The organism is Thermoanaerobacterium sp. CMT5567-10 (assembly GCF_030534315.2).
In the GTDB taxonomy this organism is placed as follows: Bacteria; Bacillota; Thermoanaerobacteria; order Thermoanaerobacterales; family Thermoanaerobacteraceae; genus Thermoanaerobacterium.
The window spans coordinates 1778780-1801384 of record NZ_CP130558.2; the positions used below are offsets into that span (position 1 = coordinate 1778780).

General features: G+C 34.2%; 16 protein-coding genes and 1 CRISPR repeat array. All 16 genes read left to right on the forward strand.

Annotation, left to right across the window (positions count from 1 at the left end; genetic code table 11):
- The first annotated feature begins 11 nt into the window (after positions 1-11).
- On the forward strand, positions 12-566 hold the full coding sequence (locus Q2T46_RS09220) for an RAMP superfamily CRISPR-associated protein (RefSeq protein ID WP_303263196.1): 555 nt from the start codon (positions 12-14) through the stop codon (positions 564-566).
- Complete coding sequence (locus tag Q2T46_RS09225; RefSeq protein WP_303263194.1) at positions 560-1681, forward strand: RAMP superfamily CRISPR-associated protein; 1122 nt, start codon at positions 560-562, stop codon at positions 1679-1681. The genes Q2T46_RS09220 and Q2T46_RS09225 overlap by 7 nt, the downstream gene beginning before the upstream one ends.
- Before the next feature lie 3 nt (positions 1682-1684).
- Positions 1685-2134 (forward strand): hypothetical protein, encoded by a 450-nt coding sequence (locus Q2T46_RS09230; RefSeq protein ID WP_303263192.1) that lies wholly within the window; start codon positions 1685-1687, stop codon positions 2132-2134.
- A 27-nt stretch (positions 2135-2161) separates the two neighbouring features.
- Positions 2162-2911, forward strand: coding sequence for a CRISPR-associated RAMP protein Csx7 (csx7, locus tag Q2T46_RS09235; RefSeq protein ID WP_013299035.1), 750 nt, complete (start codon positions 2162-2164; stop codon positions 2909-2911).
- Positions 2904-3683 carry a CRISPR-associated RAMP protein Csx7 gene (gene csx7, locus Q2T46_RS09240; RefSeq protein ID WP_303265719.1) on the forward strand — a complete coding sequence of 260 codons (780 nt, stop codon included), beginning with the start codon at positions 2904-2906 and terminating at the stop codon, positions 3681-3683. The genes csx7 (Q2T46_RS09235) and csx7 (Q2T46_RS09240) overlap by 8 nt, the downstream gene beginning before the upstream one ends.
- The gene (locus Q2T46_RS09245; protein ID WP_303265718.1) at positions 3670-4524 is read left to right on the forward strand and encodes an RAMP superfamily CRISPR-associated protein; all 855 of its coding nucleotides are present in this window, start codon (positions 3670-3672) and stop codon (positions 4522-4524) included. Before csx7 (Q2T46_RS09240) ends, Q2T46_RS09245 begins: the two co-directional genes overlap by 14 nt.
- A gap of 13 nt (positions 4525-4537) precedes the next feature.
- The gene (locus Q2T46_RS09250; RefSeq protein ID WP_303265717.1) at positions 4538-4903 is read left to right on the forward strand and encodes a hypothetical protein; all 366 of its coding nucleotides are present in this window, start codon (positions 4538-4540) and stop codon (positions 4901-4903) included.
- Positions 4904-5122: 219 nt separating this feature from the next.
- On the forward strand, positions 5123-5863 hold the full coding sequence (gene cas6, locus Q2T46_RS09255) for a CRISPR-associated endoribonuclease Cas6 (protein WP_303265716.1): 741 nt from the start codon (positions 5123-5125) through the stop codon (positions 5861-5863).
- Between the two features lie 15 nt (positions 5864-5878).
- Positions 5879-7639, forward strand: coding sequence for a TIGR02556 family CRISPR-associated protein (locus tag Q2T46_RS09260; RefSeq protein WP_303265715.1), 1761 nt, complete (start codon positions 5879-5881; stop codon positions 7637-7639).
- Positions 7636-8547, forward strand: a complete 912-nt coding sequence (cas7b, locus tag Q2T46_RS09265) for a type I-B CRISPR-associated protein Cas7/Csh2 (RefSeq protein ID WP_303265714.1) — start codon at positions 7636-7638, stop codon at positions 8545-8547. Before Q2T46_RS09260 ends, cas7b begins: the two co-directional genes overlap by 4 nt.
- A gap of 75 nt (positions 8548-8622) precedes the next feature.
- On the forward strand, positions 8623-9336 hold the full coding sequence (gene cas5b, locus Q2T46_RS09270) for a type I-B CRISPR-associated protein Cas5b (protein ID WP_015312651.1): 714 nt from the start codon (positions 8623-8625) through the stop codon (positions 9334-9336).
- Positions 9314-11677, forward strand: coding sequence for a CRISPR-associated helicase Cas3' (gene cas3, locus Q2T46_RS09275; RefSeq protein WP_303265782.1), 2364 nt, complete (start codon positions 9314-9316; stop codon positions 11675-11677). Before cas5b ends, cas3 begins: the two co-directional genes overlap by 23 nt.
- Positions 11678-11845: 168 nt before the next feature.
- A CRISPR array of direct repeats spans positions 11846-20303; the repeat unit is 30 nt; unit sequence GTTTTTAGCCTACCTATCAGGAATTGAAAC.
- A 29-nt stretch (positions 20304-20332) separates the two neighbouring features.
- Positions 20333-20611, forward strand: coding sequence for a hypothetical protein (locus Q2T46_RS09280; RefSeq protein WP_303265713.1), 279 nt, complete (start codon positions 20333-20335; stop codon positions 20609-20611).
- Positions 20612-20839: 228 nt separating this feature from the next.
- Positions 20840-21337: a CRISPR-associated protein Cas4 gene (cas4, locus tag Q2T46_RS09285; protein WP_303265712.1), complete on the forward strand. Its 498-nt coding sequence runs from the start codon at positions 20840-20842 to the stop codon at positions 21335-21337.
- Positions 21334-22326 (forward strand): type I-B CRISPR-associated endonuclease Cas1b, encoded by a 993-nt coding sequence (gene cas1b / locus Q2T46_RS09290; RefSeq protein ID WP_303265711.1) that lies wholly within the window; start codon positions 21334-21336, stop codon positions 22324-22326. Before cas4 ends, cas1b begins: the two co-directional genes overlap by 4 nt.
- Positions 22327-22338: 12 nt before the next feature.
- Positions 22339-22602, forward strand: a complete 264-nt coding sequence (gene cas2 / locus Q2T46_RS09295; RefSeq protein ID WP_209453531.1) for a CRISPR-associated endonuclease Cas2 — start codon at positions 22339-22341, stop codon at positions 22600-22602.
- Positions 22603-22605 lie beyond the last annotated feature (3 nt).

The following is a 22605-nucleotide window of genomic DNA, read 5'->3' on the forward strand; positions in this document are numbered from 1 at the left end:
GAGGTGATATTTTGAAAAAGAGATTTGATATAGTCGTAAAATTAAAATCTCCAATGTGCATTGCTACAGGCAGTAGCATTGGTAGTCTTGTAGATAAATACTTTGTAAAAGATAGAAGTGGAAAACCTTATATACCTGCATCCACAATAAAGGGAATCATGAGGCAAAACTTCATGTCTTTAGTCGATGAAGAGCATCATGATGATATGAAGTGCATGTGTCCTGTATGCAAGGTTTTTGGTTCACCTGGGTATAACCCATCTAAATTATATATAGATGACTTATTATTAGATGATGATGTGGCTAACATTGGCAGTAGAACTGTAAGGCATTCAACGTCTGTTGATAGGTATAGAAAAGTGGCAAAAGACAATTCGTTAACCTCAATGGAAGTCTATGAAGGCGGTATATTCAAAGGGACAATGGACTTATACTTGGATGAAAGTACAGAGAAATATGAAGAACTCATTTTGATATCTTTAAAAATTATAGAAAGCATTGGGGCAGGTAAAAGCAGAGGATATGGATGGGTCCATGTTGATGTTAAGGAGGGGGATGAATGGTAAAGGTAAAGCTAAACCTGATTTCACCTCTTATAGTAGGTGGCAGAAACTTAGTCGGCAATTTTCTAAGCACTAAGGATTATATTCCTGGTGACGTTATAAGGGCAGCTATTGCAAGGGAGATTTTGAGGAATTGTCCACTGTACGATGTAGATAAACCAGATAAAGATGGCAGGTACAACTGGATATACATAAGAGATGATGAAAAGTGCAGCAGATGTAAGTATAAAGATTGGTGTAGGAATTTTAGCAATATAAGATTTTACAACTTCTATTATGATGGTGCAAGGCCGTTTCCACTTTCTGCAATGAAATGCAAGTATCACAATGACCATGGTCTTGTAGATGTGCTTTTTGATAGAAAGAGTGAATGTCCAAGATGCAAAGAGAGAATAGAGTTTGCCACTGGGTATTATAAAGATGGGAAAATGGTAGATGTTCCTAAAAGACTTTTTACAAGAACAGCAATCGATCCGTATACGAAGACAGCAAGAGATGGAGGATTGTACAGCATATTAGCAATAGAGGAAGGCTCAACATTTGAAGGGTATGTAGATGGAACAAATGAACTTGAAGAATTCAAAATGCTTAGGATTGGTGCAGATACTTCAAGTGGATTCGGTAAATGCGAGATCGAAATATGCAGTGAAGGTGCAAGGAATGAAGTTGATTTGATAGAAAGAATCGAAAAGTTAAATAAAATTGTTGGCAAAAGGCAGTACGGTGGTAAGACATATAAGTCGCTTATAACACTTGATTTTTATTCAGACATGATACCTGATATAGACTATAATATTCCTTTAAAGACGACAGATGATTACAAAGAATTGTGGAAGAAAATATTAAATCTTGGGTTTGATTATGACGTGATAAAAGTTTACTCAGAAAGCAATTTATACAGAGGTTATGATACATCAAAGCCAGTGGAAGACATGAGGGAAAGCCCATCAGTTTATATAGAAAAAGGCTCTGTTGTTTTAATCGGTACAGATGAAGATATTAATGATATTAAAGATAAGCTGTATTCTGTGGAGAAGTCAGGCATTGGCCAAAATACTGCAAATGGATATGGCTATGTGAAGATTTGCGATGAAATACGTTTGAATGGGGGTAATTAAGCCATGAATATAAGTAAAGAGTTAAAACAAAAGCTCATTAAATATTCAGACGAAATAGCGTCAAAAAAAGACTTTTTATCGATTCACACAAATGATGAAAAAGGTAGAGAAAAAGACAAGATTGGCATATCCCAATACAGGACATTAGCTGAGATTGCCTCAAATATTGATTCTTATGATGAATTTGAACTTTACATAAAGTACAAGGAATCAAGGCGCAATGGCTGGGATAACATCTTTGATGGCATGAAGTATGGAGACAAGATAATAGAATACATGAGGAAAATAAAAAATGATGCAACTGAAGATATTTTGCCAAAGGCTTTAAGCCTATTTTTCGGGTATTTGTACTGGCAATCATCCTACAGAGTAAAGCTAATAAGATCTGATGCAAGTCAAAAGAACAATGGATTTGGAAAACAAAACAAGAATTCGAAAAATGGGAATAAATAACTATAACGGCAATGAGAGGTGATTTGTATGTTTGATAAATTTGAAAATAGATACATTGTGAAAGGTACAATTGTAGCTTTAAAGCCTATTCACATAGGTAAAGGCCAAGAAAGCATGGATCCGACTGAAGTTGATTCACCAGTAATAAAAGATGAAAATGGGCGACCTTTAATACCTGGCTCAAGTTTAAAAGGAGTCCTTAGAAGCTTTGTTGAAAGAGTGCTTTCAAGCGGTGCTTTTGAAGGTTACAGGTCATGTCTAATAGTTAATGATGAACCTTGTGTAAATGGTGATTATGTTAAAAAGTTAAAAGATAAGTACGACAAAGATTATAAAAAAATTGCTGAAGAAATATATGAAAGGTCGTGCAATGTTTGCAGACTGTTTGGCTCAAACAATTTAGCAGCAAAACTTACTATAAAAGATTTAAACTCGATAGATGAAAAGACTTTTTTTGACATGAGGGATGGCGTTGGGATAGACAGAGATACAGGCACTGCAAAAGATGGAAAGAAGTACAATTACGAGATCACTCCATCAGGTACGAAGTTCGAGCTTTATATGACAGGGGATAATTTGGATGACGACGATTTAGAACTTTTAAAACTTTGCCTAAATGTGCTTAAAAATGGGCAGATATCAGTAGGAGGAATGACAAGCAGAGGTTTAGGAACTATTAAGCTTATTGACGAGAAGATCTACAAAGTCGATAAATCCAATCTAAAAGAGTACGTATCTAATGGTTTAAGTGAAGAAATGAGGTGGAATGATGTTTAAAGAACTACACAATGAAGGATATTTCAAATTTTATTTAAAGACCATGAGCCCTCTTTCAATAAAAGCGGCTGACAACAATGATTTTGATCCAACGGTGCCTGATAACAAATTTTTAAGGTCTTATAAAGATGGTAAGTTGTCGGTAGTAATGCCTGGTAGCAGTATAAAAGGTGTATTTAGAAGTAGGGCAGAGAAAAAGTTAAAAGGCTGTGATATATTTGGATCTGAATATTGCGGAAAGAAGCTTAGTAGCAGTATGGATGGAAAAGAGCGGTATAAAGAAAGCTGTCCTGCATGTAAAATGTTTGGCAATACTGCTTTAAAGAGCCGAATTCTGTTTAAAGATGCTTATCCAATAGGGGAAGTTAAGATGGGCAAAAGAAAGAATGTAGCTATTGATAGAATAACAGGGGCATCGAAAAGAAATGCGTTATTTGAGCCTGAAGTTGTAGAAGATGGTACATTTGAATGTGAAATAAAAATGGAAAACATATTTAACTGGCAGATCAAGGTACTGATGGAAATATTAGATGAAATTGACGATGGGTATGTGGTCTTTGGAGGCATAACATCCAGGGGTTTTGGCCGTATGGCTGTACAAAATGTTCAGTTTACAATGAGATACTACGATAGAAAAAACATATCAGGTTATGAAGATTATGGATTTTACATAGAAAGAAAGTTTGACAGGGAAATGTTAAGAGAAAAGTTGTCCAAGTTGGCATTGGATGATGAGTGTTTTGGGAAGGTGGAGTTTGATGAAACCTTATAACTTCGTACCTATATTAGGTGCTAAAACATATATAAAATCGCCAGATGTAAAAAGTGGTAAGCTTAGAATAAGCATTGAGGTAGTGACACCAGTTCATATATTTTCAGGGTATTACAACGAAAATGGGAATATGGTATATAAAGAATTTGTAAAATACAATGGCAAATACATCATACCTGGTTCATCTTTGAAAGGATGTGTAAGGACGATAGCTGAAAGTGTTTCAAGGAGCTGTATAAGCACCAGCCAGAACTTGTATAAGATTGGCAAGAACGTAAGGGACAGAAATGACTGCATAATTTGCGACATGTTTGGCTCATTAGGCAAGAAAAGCAGGTTAAGGTTTGCTGATTTGGAGCTTGTGAAAAATAACGGTGTAGATATAATAAATATTCCAACATTTTACGGACCAAGGCCAGAGAACGAGAACTATTATGCTGCCGATGGAAAATTTAAGGGCATAAAATTTTACAGCCATGGAGATGAAAATATAATAGAAAAAGGTACAATGCCGTGTGAATTTGTGATGCCCGGAAGCATTTTTGAGGGAAACGTGTTTTACGAAGATTTAGACGATAATCAATTAGATCTCCTCTGTTTTTCTCTGGGATTAGGTGGAGACATCTATCTTAAGTTAGGTTATGGAAAGCCTGCTTATTATGGTTCTGTAAAAATGAGATCAATAGACGATAAGATTGATGCATCAAAAAGAGCCAGCAGGTATGGAATGAATGATAATGACGTAGCTAAAAATGTAAAAAGGTTGAAAGAGTTGCTTTCATGGGACAAGAGGCATACAAAGAGTGTATGGCGTACTGTAAACAATCAAAGAGGATATTGAAGGCGGTGATAATGTGAAAGATGGTCTCTATGATATGGCAGTTAAAATAGGAAAATACTTTGTAAAAAACAGAATGACCAATGTATTAGATACAGTTATAAATTTTTGCGAAAGTGCGAAGGAAGTAAGCAACCATGAAAAAGAAGCAAAAATGAAATTTTTTAATATGCTTTATCTTGCCAACAAAAATCCTTTTATGTTGGCTGGTGGAAACTCATATAAAATAGCGTTTAAAAAGTTTGTAGAAGGTTATTTATCCATAGTATTTAAGTTTAAAAATGCAGAATGCCACAATAGAGAGTTTGCAAGTCTTACACCAGATGAGATGCTTTACGTATTAGGATTGGCAAATAGATATATAAAGTGTAATTTAACTTAATAATCAATAGAAAAGCGGCTTTGCCGCTTATTATTTTGTTATTTTAGTTTACAAATACTAAAGTTTTTTCTAAAAGTTTTTAAAATTATTTATAAAAGTTTAGAAGGAAAATGTAGGGCTTTGAAGAATATATTACTTAAAAAGATTTAAAAAGATTTTTTGTTAGAGGACATATTATGGAAATATATTGTGTTAGTATAAAGTTATGGAGGCATGAAAATGAGGGTAGTTTTGGAGTTTATAGGTGACAAAGACTTACATCTTCCGATACAGTACAACCACATAGTGCAGGGATTCATATACAACAACATGACAGATGGAGATTTTAGCGCATTTATGCACGATGAAGGATTTAAGCATGGCAAAAGGAAGTTTAAATTATTTACGTATTCTAGGTTAGAAGGAGAATTTAGGCTTCTAAAAAAGGAAGAAAAGATTGTATTAAAGCCGCCTTTCAGGCTTACAATATCATCTCCAATTGACGAATTCATATTTGATATTTCTCAAAATATGTTTAAGAAGGATTTCTGCACTTTTAACAGTCAAACATTTCAGCTAAGCTCTATAAATATAGAAAATCCTCCTGTATTTAGAGATAGGGCTAGGATAAAGTTTTTGTCGCCTGTAGTAATGTATTCTACTATTGAAGATAAAGGGATTAAGTATACTTATTACTATTCCCCTTGGAATGACAACTTTTCTGATCTTTTGCTTAATAACCTTATTAAGAAGTATGAAGTCATATATGGGGAGGGTGTAAGAGATCCATATTTTAAACTTTATCCCATAGGCAGAGAAAATATGAAGTATCAAAAAGTTATGAAGTACAAAAACACAGTCATAAAGGGCTGGATGGGGATTTATGATGTTGAATGCAACCCTGATCTTTTGAAGGTTGCATACTACTCAGGCCTTGGAGCTAAAAACTCGCAAGGGTTTGGCTGCTTTGAAATATTGTAGAAGGAGGTGCAGATAATGCTGGATGCTGTAAAAGAAATAGGAGAGATGGCTATAAAGGCCGCGAACAAAAGTCTTTTAGATGTTTTAATAGAAGATCCTAATCAAAATGGAGCATACAAAAACATCATAGCAATAAATTTTATGATTGATGGAAATGATGTAACATTTAGAGATGTTACAATTGAACAGACAGACAGCTCAAAGGTAGCGAGGTATCTTTATTCCAGCTCTGGCGGAAATGGACCTGGGTACATGCCGGTTGCAAAGATAACAGAACCTGAAAAGACATTTAATGGGAAGATATTAAGCTGGTTTAAGATCTTAAGCAAAAAAGGCTTAAAAATTGACAACGATGAGAAGAAATTTTTAGAAAATCTCAATAAGTCGCTTCAAGAAAATAAAGATAGGATACTAGATGACATTATAAAGTTTAGAGGGGAATTCCCTAAAAAAGAAGGCCTTGTGCTGATGATTAAATTCATAGAGAACAATGTGAACAAGTACATTGGCGATATTCCTGTATTTAGAAAACTCCTTATCGATTCTGACAATGATAAGTACAATAAGTTGTCTGCCACGGATAAAGTGTGTTCCATATGTGGGGAGAAAAAGGACTTAGTCTTTGGAAAGGTTGATACATATGCATTTTACACCATTGATAAAATTGGATATATAGTAGGCGGCTTTGACGAGAAAAAGTCATGGCGCAATTTCCCGGTATGTCCTGACTGCAGGCTTAAACTTGAGGAAGGGAAAAAGTATATAGAAAACAATTTGACGTTTAGATTTTATGGACTTAGATATCAATTAATACCAAAATTTTTGATAGGTGAAGATTTCATAAGAGAAGATATCATCAACATATTTAAGGATACGACTAAGCTTGTAACATTAAAAGACAGCACAGCGAAGAGAGTCATTGGCGATGAAGATGATATAACGTACTTTTTAAAAGATGCTGACGATTCCCTGTCTTTAAATTATCTTTTTATACAAAAACAAAATTCAGCTGAGAGAATTTTGTTACTGATAGAAGATGTATTTCCATCCCATTTAAGAGAGATATTCAGCGCTAAAGACTTTGTTGAAAAGATGTTTGGAGATAACTTTACATTTAGGAATATACGAAACTTTTTATCAAAGTCAGATATAAATAAGAGAGACAGCGACCTTGACGGATACTTTCTGGACATAACAGACAGAATCTTTAGAGGAAGAAAAGTTGATTTAAATCTACTTTTAAAATTTATCATGAAGCGGGTGAGAGATGAATTTATTCAAGACCGTTATTATGCAAGTGCCACAAAGGACGGAATTATGGCAATAACATTTTTAGAAAAATTAGGTTTAATAGAGATGGAGGTTCATGAAATGGAAGAAAGACAATTATCAGATTTCTTCAAGAAGTACGACAAAAACTTTGAGACACCCATAAAAAGAGGGCTTGTACTATTAGGCGCCCTTACAGAGTTGCTTTTGAGAAAGCAGTATAAGGATAGAGGGGCTAAGCCTTTCATGAAAAATTTAAAAAGCCTTAAGATGGATGAAAAGGACATAAAAGGACTTCTTCCAAAAGTACAAAATAAACTTGAAGAGTACGACTCGTTTGACAAAGGTAAAAGGCTACTGGCTAAAGAAGTATCAAATTATCTCCTTCTAGCTGGAGACAATTGGCACATGCCAGTAGATGAAATAAACTTCTATTTTGCCTGCGGCATAAATCTCACAGATGAGATAGCAGCTATAATTTATAATAAAGAGGGGGAATTACAATGAATAACACAATAAAAAATCGCTCAGAGATACTTTTCCTTTATGATGTAAGCTTTGCAAATCCAAATGGAGATCCTGTAGATGAAAACAAGCCAAGGATCGACGAAGAGACAGGTATAAACATTGTGACAGATGTAAGACTTAAAAGGACTATAAGAGATTACCTGGCAGAATACAAGGGAAAAGATGTCTTCATACTGGAGACAAGGGATGAAAGTGGTAAACTGCGCACAAAGGATGACAGGATGCGCGACTTTGGTTCTAATGAAGACATCATAAATAGATGCATAGATGTAAGACTGTTTGGTGCTACAACAGCGGTAAAAGATAAAACCATGACTTTGACAGGGCCTGTTCAATTTGGATACGGAAGGTCACTTCACAAGGTTAATATGACGTATATAAAAGGTACAACTGTAATGCCTGCAGGAGTTGGAAAAGAGCAGGGCACATTTACAGAGAAATATATACTTCCATATTCACTTATATCATTTTATGGAATTGTAAATGAAAATGCAGCAAAAAATCAAAATATACCACTTACAGATGAAGACATAGACTTGATGCTGGAAGCAATGTGGAATGGCACCAAAAACCTCATGTCAAATTCAAAGATGGGCCATATGCCGAGATTTTTGCTTCAAGTAGTTATGAAAGAAAAAAATTACCAGATAGGTGAGTTAAATAAAAGGATAAAATTTGTTCACGATGTAGAAGATGAGGAATTGAGGGACATTAAAGATGGCAAGATTGAAATAAAAGAATTAGTCGAAAGCCTAAATGCAAACAAAGACAAGATAAGCGCGGTAAGGTATGTGGCCGATGAAAGGGCAGTTTTCTCTTTAAATGGTGAAGTTTGTGATATCGACGATGTGCTAAAAGGCTTCTACGCCGAGAAATTAAGCTTTTAAATAACATTAGTGATATGTAGGAAGTCTCAGGACATATTATATGGACAGAGTTCTTGAGAAAGGAATGTTTTTAAGATGAAATCATTGATATTCGATATATATGGCGATTTTGGACATTTTAAGAAGTATTATACCACATCGTCACCGCTTACATTTTCATTTCCGCCACCTCCTACAATCAAAGGGATGCTAGGGGCAATAGGTGGCATAAGCAAAACAGAATATTTAAAGACTTTTAGATCTGATAAGTGCAAAATCGCTGTTAGAATTCTAAGACCAGTAAAAAAGATAAGGATGGGTCTTAACCTTATAAATACAAAGGACAATTTTTGGATTCCGTTTAAAAAGAAGAATCACGAGGCACGTACACAGGTGAAGATGGAGCTTTTAAAAGATCCTATGTACAGGATATACTTCTCTCATGACGATGACGAACTTTTTAATGACATTGTTGAAAAAGTGAGAAACCATCACAATGTTTACACATTATCTTTAGGCTTAAGCGAAATGATAGCAGATTACAGATTTGTTGACGTCAAAGATGCTTTTGAGACGGGAGATGTTGAGACTGAGATATCATCAGTGTTGCCATATAAGTACATTTTAGACAATAAAATAGTTTTTGAAGACGGAAAGAAATATTTTAAAGAAAAGATACCTTTTGATATGGACGAAGATAGAGTCGTGCTAGACTATTCAGATGTGGTCTATGAGGCAAATGGCAAAAGCATTAGGTCATACGTATCAAAAAGTTGGGTGATCGATGATGAATACGTCATGTTTTTCTAGCCTTTATTCTCATCCTAATAAGTATTTAGAAGACCATCTATCAGGCAGTGCACATTTGATAGAGAAGTTTTCGGATGAGAGCAGTACTTATCTCTTAGACGATAAATTAATATCAAGACTTACCAAAGTCATAGCTTTATGCCATGACCTTGGTAAGTCGACACGCTATTTTCAAGATTATTTGTTTGCTGATGACAGTAAAAAGAAGGACATGAAATCAATGAAAGAAACTCACCATTCGCTGATATCGGCGGTGATAGCTTTTTTCGTCATAAAAGAAGAAATAAGTAAACATGCCGCTTATAATGATGTTAAAACATTGTTGCCATTTATTGCATATATAGTTGTTAAAAAACATCATGGAAATCTCAATGATGTTGTAACTGAAGCGTCTTTAGACGATAGCGACATTGATACGATGAAGTCTCAGCTTCAAAGCATAGATGAAAAAAGGTTCAGCATTTTAAGTGATAATTTGGTAAAAGCAGGTCTTGATGTCAAACTAGATAAAAACACTATTAATTACTACATAGAAAACATAAAAAACGAATTGAGAAATGTTAAAAGATATATTAGGAGAATCAATGAAAAAAACGATTTATCTTATTACATACTTATAAATTACATATTTTCACTGCTTATCGATTCGGATAAAAGCGAAGTCGTAATTGGCAGCGACTTTTCGCGATCTTATGTAGAATTGTCATCAGATTTAGTTGATAAATACAAATCGCAAATGCTGTACAAAGAAAACAAAATTAATTCTTTAAGGGAAGATGCGTATAGAGAAGTAAATAGCAGTGAAATAAATTTTGACGATAGAATTTTATCAATAAATTTGCCGACTGGACTTGGAAAGACATTGACGTCGATATCATTTGCTTTAAGATTGAGAGAAAAACTTTATAAGACTTTTAACAAAAATTACAGGATAATATATTCACTACCATTTTTAAGCATAATAGAACAGAACTTTCAAGAATTTGAAAAGATATTAAAGGGAAATAACATAAATACCAGCACGAATGTATTACTTAAACATCACCATCTTTCTGAGATGAAGTATACAGACGATGATACCGAATTTGATACAGACAGCTCAAAGATTATGATTGAGGGTTGGAATTCTGAAATCATAGTGACTACATTTATTCAGCTTTTTCATACACTTTTATCTAACAAAAACAAATCATTGAGGAAGTTTCATAGAATTGCCAATTCTATAATCATACTTGATGAAATACAATCAATACCATTTTACTATTGGAAACTTGTAAAAGAAATATTGCAGGCTGTTGCATTTAAATTGAATTCATACGTGATATTTGTAACAGCTACACAGCCAATGATATTTGGAAATGACGAGATAAAGCAGCTTACTGACAAAAGAAAATATTTTAACCAAATGGACAGAGTCGTAATAAAACCAGTTTTAGATAAAAATATTCATCTAAGTGAACTTGTGGATATGTTTGATTTAAAAGACGGGAGAAGTTACTTATTTATATTGAATACAATAGCATCTGCAAAACAATTCTATGAATTATTAAAACAAAAATTGCCAGATGAAGAAATAGTATACATGTCTACACACATCGTTCCATTTGAAAGGCTTGAAAGAATAGAAATGATAAAGAGTAAAAAGGTCAAATACGCAGTTACAACACAGCTGGTAGAAGCAGGTGTTGATATTGATTTTGATGTGGTGGTTAGAGATATAGCTCCGCTTGACTCAATAAATCAATCAGCCGGAAGATGCAATAGGAATTGGCAAAGATCAGGGGAAGTATATGTAGTATCATTAATTGATGAAAATGATAAAAAATATTCTTCTAGAATCTATGATAAAGTGATGATTAACATCACTGAAAAAATACTGTCCCAATATGGTGAAATATGTGAGAAAGATTTTTTAAATATAATAGATCGCTATTATACCGCTATATCAGAGAATCTTTCATCAGATGCAGCAATTGATATTTTAAATGCGGTATACAAATTAAAATATGATAGTGATGACGGTACACCCAGCATAAGCAAATTTAAGCTTATTGATGACGGATATTACAAAGTTGATGCATATATAGAATATAATGATGAGGCAATTGAACTATGGCAAAGATATTTAGAACTTAAAAATGTAAAAAATCTTTTTAAAAGAAGAAACATATTTAATGAGTTTAAAGCTGATTTTTATAAATATGTAATTTCAATTCCAGAGAAAACTGAAAACATGCCGGCGGATGTAGAAGGTTTTAAATATGTAAACAGTGATTCAATAAATGAATATTATGATAAGGAGATGGGATTTATAACAAAAGGTGTTTTAAGCATCTGGTAATAAGATGTCGTCGATGTCCAATAGTGCAAAAAGTGCTGGAGATCGACGACATTTTTATTTTTTAGACACGTTGAATTATCTGTGTTTTATGATATAATAAGGTTGTAAACTTTACATAAAAAGTATTTTATATTTTAAGACTTTGTTGAATTTTAGGCATTTTAACGAGTTTTTAGCCTACCTATCAGGAATTGAAACAATCCTTTCATTTTACCATCTCCTTAATGGCAGTTTGTTTTTAGCCTACCTATCAGGAATTGAAACTAAAATTCCATAAACGCATTCTGGCGTATGCAGTTAGTTTTTAGCCTACCTATCAGGAATTGAAACAATGGTGTATTTGGTTCTAATGTTATAGTTTTATAAGTTTTTAGCCTACCTATCAGGAATTGAAACGCATAATCTGTGGCAAATGATAGTAAATTTGGGTAAGAGTTTTTAGCCTACCTATCAGGAATTGAAACTTGTTAAAGAAAGATGCCAAAATACATTAAGAGAATAGTTTTTAGCCTACCTATCAGGAATTGAAACACTCGATAGCAATACACAGCAATGGATAGAACAAACGTTTTTAGCCTACCTATCAGGAATTGAAACTTTCATTATCCAACATGCGAAATCTGTGCGCCAAAACAAGTTTTTAGCCTACCTATCAGGAATTGAAACGGTGACAAATACGGCATACAGATACTGGCCTTTAGGTTTTTAGCCTACCTATCAGGAATTGAAACATGGCCCAAATATATTCCAGTTCGCTCTTATGAAATGTTTTTAGCCTACCTATCAGGAATTGAAACAAAAACAGGTCAAGACGCATACGGGAAGCCAACATATGTTTTTAGCCTACCTATCAGGAATTGAAACGCAGCCCTTTGCTTTAAGATGCCATTTTCCTTTGCCACTGGTTTTTAGCCTACCTATCAGGAATTGAAACTGCCTAAAAAAATATCGACACCTAATGTGCCAATACCGTTTTTAGCCTACCTATCAGGAATTGAAACTCTATTTTATTTGAATCATATATTTCTATAGGTTTATATGTTTTTAGCCTACCTATCAGGAATTGAAACTATATTTCTATAGGTTTATATAAGCCACGACTACAAAAAGTTTTTAGCCTACCTATCAGGAATTGAAACGCATAAACAATATCAATCATATTTTCAGCAAAAGTAAAGTTTTTAGCCTACCTATCAGGAATTGAAACTAGGTATTAATAAGGCGAAAAATTAAAAGGGGGAATGTTTTTAGCCTACCTATCAGGAATTGAAACCCGTATGCTCTTATCTCGCCTTCATAATCACGATTGTTTTTAGCCTACCTATCAGGAATTGAAACGCCCAAAGTGTCGACAATCGCTTGGGCCAATTCAAAAGTTTTTAGCCTACCTATCAGGAATTGAAACCCTCCTCAAAAGTATTTGATTGGGAGAGCCTTTCTGCGTTTTTAGCCTACCTATCAGGAATTGAAACGAAAGAGGCAAAAGGCCAGTGGACGCAATATTGGAAGTTTTTAGCCTACCTATCAGGAATTGAAACTATCATCACCTCTATTATACGAAACTAAACTTTCGTGTTTTTAGCCTACCTATCAGGAATTGAAACTTGTAGTAGTTGTATAAAAAGTGTTCCAGCGTCTTTGTTTTTAGCCTACCTATCAGGAATTGAAACTTACTTTCCTTTTCTATCTTTTTCTTTCTGATACCCGGTTTTTAGCCTACCTATCAGGAATTGAAACTTTTTTACCTTTTCGATAAACTCAATCAATTCGATTGTTTTTAGCCTACCTATCAGGAATTGAAACCTATGTGCGAAAAGACGGCAGTATCTACAAAGGCAGAGGTTTTTAGCCTACCTATCAGGAATTGAAACTTCAGCACCTCCAAGTAAACGCCTAGTAGCAAAAATAAGTTTTTAGCCTACCTATCAGGAATTGAAACTTATACACTTATTATACATAATAAAATTTTAAAAGTCAGTTTTTAGCCTACCTATCAGGAATTGAAACCGTTGTATTTTTTAATATGCCTTTTGTGCGTCAAGAGTTTTTAGCCTACCTATCAGGAATTGAAACAAGTCTTTATAATTCGTGAATCCCTTTGGCTGTGTTCGTTTTTAGCCTACCTATCAGGAATTGAAACCATTGTAAAATTATGTTATTGGCGTGCTCGGAGGGGGTTTTTAGCCTACCTATCAGGAATTGAAACTTTGTTCTTACCTCCTTAGAATGGTAAATCTTCGTCAGTTTTTAGCCTACCTATCAGGAATTGAAACCCTTGGCGTCCATAGTTTGCAATGCTGCCTGTGCTTGTTTTTAGCCTACCTATCAGGAATTGAAACAAAAAGTTAATGAGAAAGCATATAGACATGAGTATTGTTTTTAGCCTACCTATCAGGAATTGAAACTTATTTAAAGTTCTTGCGTCCAATACAAATATTGGACACGTTTTTAGCCTACCTATCAGGAATTGAAACAACGATTACATATGGGTATAAAAAAGAAAAGGTTGGGTGGTTTTTAGCCTACCTATCAGGAATTGAAACTAAGTGGACTGCTTTCTATCCATTCACCGCTTGTATGGTTTTTAGCCTACCTATCAGGAATTGAAACTTTTTATCCCCTTCCTATGTAAGCCTTGACTGTACCAGTTTTTAGCCTACCTATCAGGAATTGAAACACTACAAGGGCACCCTTTGAAACGTACGCCATCAGGGTTTTTAGCCTACCTATCAGGAATTGAAACTAAAAAGGCTTTTTCTTTTTTTCTTCTGCCATGATAAGTTTTTAGCCTACCTATCAGGAATTGAAACCGATACACGGTCTAAGGCACACTAACGCAAGCATAGTTTTTAGCCTACCTATCAGGAATTGAAACGGCAAATATATTGAATATTGGCTTCAAACAAAAGAGGTTTTTAGCCTACCTATCAGGAATTGAAACACGAGCTCGGAATTAAATGCGATAGTAAATGAATTGGTTTTTAGCCTACCTATCAGGAATTGAAACTTGCTGAAGCTATGCTGTTTTTGCCTGCCGTAACTGGGTTTTTAGCCTACCTATCAGGAATTGAAACATACAAGAAACATATATGAATGATGACATAGTAAAGTTTTTAGCCTACCTATCAGGAATTGAAACGTACAGGGGTTGACACAGGCTTTACCGCAGCTAATTGGTTTTTAGCCTACCTATCAGGAATTGAAACAATTTCCAAAATCTACCCACGATTCGCCGTTTAGGGCCGTTTTTAGCCTACCTATCAGGAATTGAAACTCTCTAATATATTTGTGTTCTAATTCTCTGAGACAGTTTTTAGCCTACCTATCAGGAATTGAAACATTTTATTTCCTGCTTTTGCAGGTTGAGCGTTGCGGGTTTTTAGCCTACCTATCAGGAATTGAAACACCAGCTCGGACAGTATATCCGACACGTTGACGTCCTTGTTTTTAGCCTACCTATCAGGAATTGAAACCCAAAATTAATTGAAGCTGCATTGCAGATGATACTGGGGTTTTTAGCCTACCTATCAGGAATTGAAACAACCATAGGTGATTGGAGGTGGAAAATCAATCAACCTGTTTTTAGCCTACCTATCAGGAATTGAAACCAATATAAAAACGTTAATGTCACAGAAATAGAAAGTATGTTTTTAGCCTACCTATCAGGAATTGAAACATATCTATGCCTTTCTTCTTTAATAGAGGCATTACAAGTTTTTAGCCTACCTATCAGGAATTGAAACCACAGACCCGTTTATGGACCAATCAATCAATATTACGGTTTTTAGCCTACCTATCAGGAATTGAAACTATAAAACACATCCTTTTATTGTGTAATCATATAAGTTTTTAGCCTACCTATCAGGAATTGAAACATTGTTCTTGTGCTATTTGATCGATTTACAAAATAGAGTTTTTAGCCTACCTATCAGGAATTGAAACTACTTTCTAGTATACATAAAAGCCATACCTATTAAGTTTTTAGCCTACCTATCAGGAATTGAAACATAATACATGGGTGTAAAGATTATGTGTTTAACGATAGTTTTTAGCCTACCTATCAGGAATTGAAACGCAAATTTAACTGGATCATCTGTTTCTTGTGCAACTTGTTTTTAGCCTACCTATCAGGAATTGAAACACATTACTAATGTCATTAACCATTGAATTATTTGATCGTTTTTAGCCTACCTATCAGGAATTGAAACCTCACAACTAAAAAAACTAGGATTAATAACCCAATACGTTTTTAGCCTACCTATCAGGAATTGAAACTTATATTGTTTTATTATTATATTTAACTTATTTGCCTGGTTTTTAGCCTACCTATCAGGAATTGAAACAATTCTCGCTATTATCGACTTTTTCGGTTTCTCCAAGTTTTTAGCCTACCTATCAGGAATTGAAACTTCCGTCCACCTGCGTATGCTTTTCTTTCTAATTGTAGTTTTTAGCCTACCTATCAGGAATTGAAACTCCATACTCAATTCCGGGAGCATATCTGCAGGCACGGTTTTTAGCCTACCTATCAGGAATTGAAACATAATTTTCAACTTGTATTTAATCAGGCAGATTATCCGTTTTTAGCCTACCTATCAGGAATTGAAACTTTCAATATCTCCTTCCCACTATAAAATATCATAAAGTTTTTAGCCTACCTATCAGGAATTGAAACGAAAAAAGCGGATTTGTTGATGATTACAAGTTGGGTGGTTTTTAGCCTACCTATCAGGAATTGAAACAAATTTTAAGGAGGTATATTTATGAAATATAGTTTAAGCGTTTTTAGCCTACCTATCAGGAATTGAAACTATGTAGGCAATGCGGTGCGCTTGTTCCCGAGAATGAGTTTTTAGCCTACCTATCAGGAATTGAAACCCAAATATCCTTTATTCAATATTGACTTTAAATCATCAGTTTTTAGCCTACCTATCAGGAATTGAAACTTGTTATCTATTTTAATAGATCCATTTTTTACACCTGTTTTTAGCCTACCTATCAGGAATTGAAACTATTAGAAGTAATAAATTCAAGAATATCTTTTCCATAGTTTTTAGCCTACCTATCAGGAATTGAAACAAGAGATGGAAAAACATAAAGAAGAAATTAAAAAAGAAGTTTTTAGCCTACCTATCAGGAATTGAAACTCTGGCGTAACTTGTTGCGAATAATATGCATTTTCCTCGTTTTTAGCCTACCTATCAGGAATTGAAACAACAACCGCTGCAATATAGAAGTAGGACTGACTATAGTTTTTAGCCTACCTATCAGGAATTGAAACTATTCTGCAAATATTCCGCCAGTCTTTGCTATACTGTTTTTAGCCTACCTATCAGGAATTGAAACCGACAATGTTAGGCAGTGCACAAAAAGCGCAGGCATTTGTTTTTAGCCTACCTATCAGGAATTGAAACATGCTCTTGCCATAATCGCTTCTGGATTGTTCCAAGCGTTTTTAGCCTACCTATCAGGAATTGAAACGCGAAATCATGACTGTCCAAGTTCGTGGCACCCTGGGCGGTTTTTAGCCTACCTATCAGGAATTGAAACATAGGTAAAATTAATACAGGAGGTAATCAATAAATGAAGTTTTTAGCCTACCTATCAGGAATTGAAACTGCAAATACATTATTAAATCCTAGATACCAAAATGCGTTTTTAGCCTACCTATCAGGAATTGAAACAACGTGGGGTCTACATATGTCTTTCCTTCTGTTGCGTTTTTAGCCTACCTATCAGGAATTGAAACTAATCATAGAGGTATATTCCTTTATCGTCTTGTGGAGTTTTTAGCCTACCTATCAGGAATTGAAACATTTTAAATATACACCTTTTGGCCAACGTTGTCCTGGTTTTTAGCCTACCTATCAGGAATTGAAACAGTTTGGCTTCATCAAAGAGTATTTTTCTGCCAAGGTTTTTAGCCTACCTATCAGGAATTGAAACGTATTTTGAGTTTTCAGAAATCAGAATTGGATAGAGGTTTTTAGCCTACCTATCAGGAATTGAAACAATACCCTCCATTGTCAGTAATATCTATCGTGGCAGTTTTTAGCCTACCTATCAGGAATTGAAACGTTCTATTTCTATATTGCAATGCAGACTTGAATTTTAGTTTTTAGCCTACCTATCAGGAATTGAAACAAGTCACAGTTTAGGCATAGCCGATATGCCTGAAATGTTTTTAGCCTACCTATCAGGAATTGAAACTTTTACCTCCTCTACACTTGTTTTTGTTTGCAAAAGTTTTTAGCCTACCTATCAGGAATTGAAACTTACAAATGTTATCAAACTTCCCAGCACATGTAGATGTTTTTAGCCTACCTATCAGGAATTGAAACTTTGCTGGATTTGTGTTGTTGCCTATAGTTTTACCTTGTGTTTTTAGCCTACCTATCAGGAATTGAAACAGGAAGGGAGTTCTCTTTTTCCCGAACGGGTCTAAAACGTTTTTAGCCTACCTATCAGGAATTGAAACCCTTCCGTATTTAAAAATTTATGATGCAGAGGGCTAGTTTTTAGCCTACCTATCAGGAATTGAAACCCATTTTTTCTTCTTTTGTTTGTGGTGTTATAAAGAGTTTTTAGCCTACCTATCAGGAATTGAAACGCACGTTTTTGTAGATTAGGGCACCTTTAGGGCACCGTTTTTAGCCTACCTATCAGGAATTGAAACTATATAATGCAGTGCAACCATATTTACAGCATCAAGGGTTTTTAGCCTACCTATAAGGAATTGAAACTAGAGCAATTCTTAATTGGGTAGTAAATGAGGTAGTACGTTTTTAGCCTACCTATAAGGAATTGAAACATGCTTCTTTTGCCATAAAGTCATCTGGACTAAATTCGTTTTTAGCCTACCTATAAGGAATTGAAACTCGAAATCCTGTTCTATATTCCCGCTTTCCCTCAAGTTTTTAGCCTACCTATAAGGAATTGAAACTACAACAACAAAAAAAGGATAAAAAAAGGAGGACGTTGGGTTTTTAGCCTACCTATAAGGAATTGAAACCGTGAAAAAGACATAACGTTAAAAATAGCCTTAAAGTGTTTTTAGCCTACCTATAAGGAATTGAAACTCTATTCTTCTCCTTCTATATCTGTTATTCCAAACGAGTTTTTAGCCTACCTATAAGGAATTGAAACTTGCAGACAAGAGAAAAAGCACAAAGTAGAGATAGAGTTTTTAGCCTACCTATAAGGAATTGAAACGAAGATAAGAAGTGCACAGCATATGTAAACTTTCAGTGTTTTTAGCCTACCTATAAGGAATTGAAACTACGTTCTCCCTTTTCTAACCAACGATACCATGTACGTTTTTAGCCTACCTATAAGGAATTGAAACTAGATAATCCGAACGATGCAAAAGCATTAGGTAACGAGTTTTTAGCCTACCTATAAGGAATTGAAACTTCCATACACACCGGAGATGTTGTCAGCAATAACAAGTTTTTAGCCTACCTATAAGGAATTGAAACTAAACTCTTCTTGAAAACTCAACCCTGGTACTATATACGTTTTTAGCCTACCTATAAGGAATTGAAACTTTTCATATCGTGATAAAGTTGCCTTTGTTGTTCCGTTTTTAGCCTACCTATAAGGAATTGAAACATGTTTCAATGTCTGGCTCCCTCATCCCATTTTCATAGTTTTTAGCCTACCTATAAGGAATTGAAACGCGTGTCTATCTCTATTTTGATTGCCTCGATTTTCTCGTTTTTAGCCTACCTATAAGGAATTGAAACTTTCTATTTGTTTTTAATTGCAAATTCTATTTGCGGGTTTTTAGCCTACCTATAAGGAATTGAAACCAAACAAAGTATTAGTTTCATACTCAGGTGGTAAAGAGTTTTTAGCCTACCTATAAGGAATTGAAACAAAAACGCACCATACAATCCAAGAACTATTGATGAAGTTTTTAGCCTACCTATAAGGAATTGAAACTAGTATATGTTTGGTAACATGTCAATAGGTATTTTAAAAATTTTTTTATTATCGTTTTTAGCCTACCTATAAGGAATTGAAACTGCTGTCTTTGTCTTTTGTGCATGCCCTTATTTTAAGTTTTTAGCCTACCTATAAGGAATTGAAACTCATCAAGCTCCCTTATATATGGCTGTATAGAATGGGGTTTTTAGCCTACCTATAAGGAATTGAAACCTGTCATTATGCCACTTTGAATCCCCACCTGTACCTTGTTTTTAGCCTACCTATAAGGAATTGAAACCGTATCATAGCATTAAGCCTTTGTCTTGGCGTTCCTTCGTTTTTAGCCTACCTATAAGGAATTGAAACTTTCACTATTTATTTCTTCACCGTTCAATTCATCTGTTTTTAGCCTACCTATAAGGAATTGAAACCTTGGCAAAACTAATATTCGGAATACGCAAATACTGTTTTTAGCCTACCTATAAGGAATTGAAACTTGCGAAGCAAAAAGTAGACTATGAGAGACACAATAAAGTTTTTAGCCTACCTATCAGGAATTGAAACAACAGTGATGCAAAGGAGATTTTTGAAAACAGAGAAGTTTTTAGCCTACCTATAAGGAATTGAAACTCTAAAATCTGCCTTAAATTACACAGTTCATATCCCTGTTTTTAGCCTACCTATAAGGTATTAAAACATTTATAAAATGTGAGGTGGATTATTGCTATGAATAGTGTTGAATACGAAAAGCTCAAAAAACAGTATCTAGCTTTAAAATCAATTCTTAATGACGAAAACATATCTATAAAAGAGTATAATAAATTAAATTTAAAATTGTATTTGTTAGAAAGTAAACTTATAGATGCTTATGCAAATGATATTACAAAAGATGATGGTGGGGAAAAATACAAAGATTTATTTCTAAATGCATATTCGATGTCGATTATTGATTCATCAATGTGGAATCAAATAGTTGACTTAGCACTAAATTATGAATTAGATTAATAATAAAATGTATTGCTATAACAAAAATAATATATCTATATGTTTTTAGCATATATATTAAGAAATTTAAGATACAATTGCTAGGAGAGTTGTTAAAACGAAAATTATGTCGCACTTAAGGGAAGAATTTATTCCATATATTAGATCAAGATGGACTTAAATTAAAAAATGATGTATCTGATGGAATAAGAGCAATTTTAATAGCTGTAATTACAAGAAGGTGTTCTTATGTACGAAGAAGTAACAGGTTCATTGATGCAAAGTTATAATATATGCAAAAGGCAGGTGTGGCTTATGGCCCACCAGATAATTCCTGATCAAGAGCATCCATACATTGAGATGGGACGCTTGATCGATGACATATCTTATGACAGGGATAGAAAGAAGCTAAACTTTGAAAATGTCGTCATAGATCTTGTGAGAAATGACAATGGCAACCTGCTAGTTGGGGAAGTAAAGAAGAGCTCCAAGGCTGAAAAGAGCGCAAAGATGCAACTTCTCTTTTATTTATATAAGCTGAAACAAAACGGTATAGTAGCAAAAGGGCAGCTTTTCTTTCCTGAGGAGAGGAAAAAGGTGGATGTATATCTTACTAGTGAAGCAGAGTTAGAAATTATTAATGCTATGAAAGATATAACCGATATTATGAGCAAAGACAAAGCGCCTAGTTTTGAAAAGATACCTTACTGCAAAAATTGTGGATATAAGGAGTTTTGCTTATCATGAAAAAGCCTGTTTATATTTTTTCAGATGGTGAATTACATAGAAAAGACAACACGTTGTATTTTGAGGGTGAAAATGGAAGGAAATTTATCCCGGTTGAAAATACTTCAGAAATAATGATTTTTGGTGAAGTCAATCTCAATAAAAGATTCCTTGAGTTTATTTCTCAATCAGAGATAATACTTCACTTCTTCAACCATTACGGCTACTACGTAGGGTCATTTTACCCAAGAGAGCATTTGAATTCTGGGTATATGATTTTAAAGCAAGCAGAAAATTATATTGACGAGAAGAAACGGTTATATATCGCGCAAAAATTTGTAGAAGGTGCATATAGAAACATCCGTCAAGTTTTAAAATACTATCAAAACAGAGGCAAAAATTTAGACGATATTATTTATGCTATAGAAAGATTGGGGGATTTAATAGTTGGAACATCCGATGTAAATGAGCTTATGGCTATTGAAGGAAATATAAGGGAGTATTACTATAAATCATTTGATGAAATATTGGGAAATAGTGATTTTGAGTTTGATGTAAGAAGCAAAAGGCCACCGAAAAATTCTTTAAATGTTCTTATAAGTTTTGGAAATTCTCTTATGTATACAACAGTATTAAGCGAAGTTTATAAGACACATTTGGACCCTAGAATAGGGTATTTACACTCTACAAACTTTAGGAGATTTACTCTAAATCTAGATGTATCAGAAATATTTAAGCCAATCGTGGTAGACAGGGTGATATTTACAGTTGTGGGGAAAAGTATTATTAAAAAAGACGATTTTGACGGTGATGCAGAAGGGCTGGTGCTTAAAGATAAGGCAAAGATGGCATTTATAGAGGAATACGAAGATAAGCTTAAGACGACGATAAAGCACAGGACTCTAGGCAATAATGTCTCATACCGCAGGCTTATACGGCTTGAGCTTTATAAACTGGAAAAACATCTTATGGGTGAAGAAGAATATCAGCCATTTGTTGCTCAATGGTAAAAGGGTGATATTATGTTTATCATACTAGTATATGATGTCAATGAGAAGCGAGTAAATAAAGTTTTAAAGACCTGCAGGAAGTACCTTAATTGGGTACAAAATTCAGTTTTAGAAGGCGAAATATCGGATGCAAATTTTAGAAAGTTAAAGAGTGAGATCTCAAGGATAATTAATAAAGATGAAGATTCGGTTATTATCTATACTTTGCGGACTACTAAGTATTCTGATAGAGAGATAATAGGCCTTGAAAAAGGTGGGGAAAGCCTATTTATATAAAAA

Bases quoted from the DNA above. Each gene is read 5' to 3' on its own strand.
- Q2T46_RS09225 (WP_303263194.1), top strand. From the start codon at position 560: ATGGTAAAGGTAAAGCTAAACCTGATTTCACCTCTTATAGTAGGTGGC.
- Q2T46_RS09230 (WP_303263192.1), top strand. From the start codon at position 1,685: ATGAATATAAGTAAAGAGTTAAAACAAAAGCTCATTAAATATTCAGAC.
- csx7 (WP_013299035.1), top strand. From the start codon at position 2,162: ATGTTTGATAAATTTGAAAATAGATACATTGTGAAAGGTACAATTGTA.
- csx7 (WP_303265719.1), top strand. From the start codon at position 2,904: ATGTTTAAAGAACTACACAATGAAGGATATTTCAAATTTTATTTAAAG.
- Q2T46_RS09245 (WP_303265718.1), top strand. From the start codon at position 3,670: ATGAAACCTTATAACTTCGTACCTATATTAGGTGCTAAAACATATATA.
- cas6 (WP_303265716.1), top strand. From the start codon at position 5,123: ATGAGGGTAGTTTTGGAGTTTATAGGTGACAAAGACTTACATCTTCCG.
- Q2T46_RS09260 (WP_303265715.1), top strand. From the start codon at position 5,879: ATGCTGGATGCTGTAAAAGAAATAGGAGAGATGGCTATAAAGGCCGCG.
- cas7b (WP_303265714.1), top strand. From the start codon at position 7,636: ATGAATAACACAATAAAAAATCGCTCAGAGATACTTTTCCTTTATGAT.
- cas5b (WP_015312651.1), top strand. From the start codon at position 8,623: ATGAAATCATTGATATTCGATATATATGGCGATTTTGGACATTTTAAG.
- cas3 (WP_303265782.1), top strand. From the start codon at position 9,314: ATGAATACGTCATGTTTTTCTAGCCTTTATTCTCATCCTAATAAGTAT.
- Q2T46_RS09280 (WP_303265713.1), top strand. From the start codon at position 20,333: ATGAATAGTGTTGAATACGAAAAGCTCAAAAAACAGTATCTAGCTTTA.
- cas4 (WP_303265712.1), top strand. From the start codon at position 20,840: ATGTACGAAGAAGTAACAGGTTCATTGATGCAAAGTTATAATATATGC.
- cas1b (WP_303265711.1), top strand. From the start codon at position 21,334: ATGAAAAAGCCTGTTTATATTTTTTCAGATGGTGAATTACATAGAAAA.
- cas2 (WP_209453531.1), top strand. From the start codon at position 22,339: ATGTTTATCATACTAGTATATGATGTCAATGAGAAGCGAGTAAATAAA.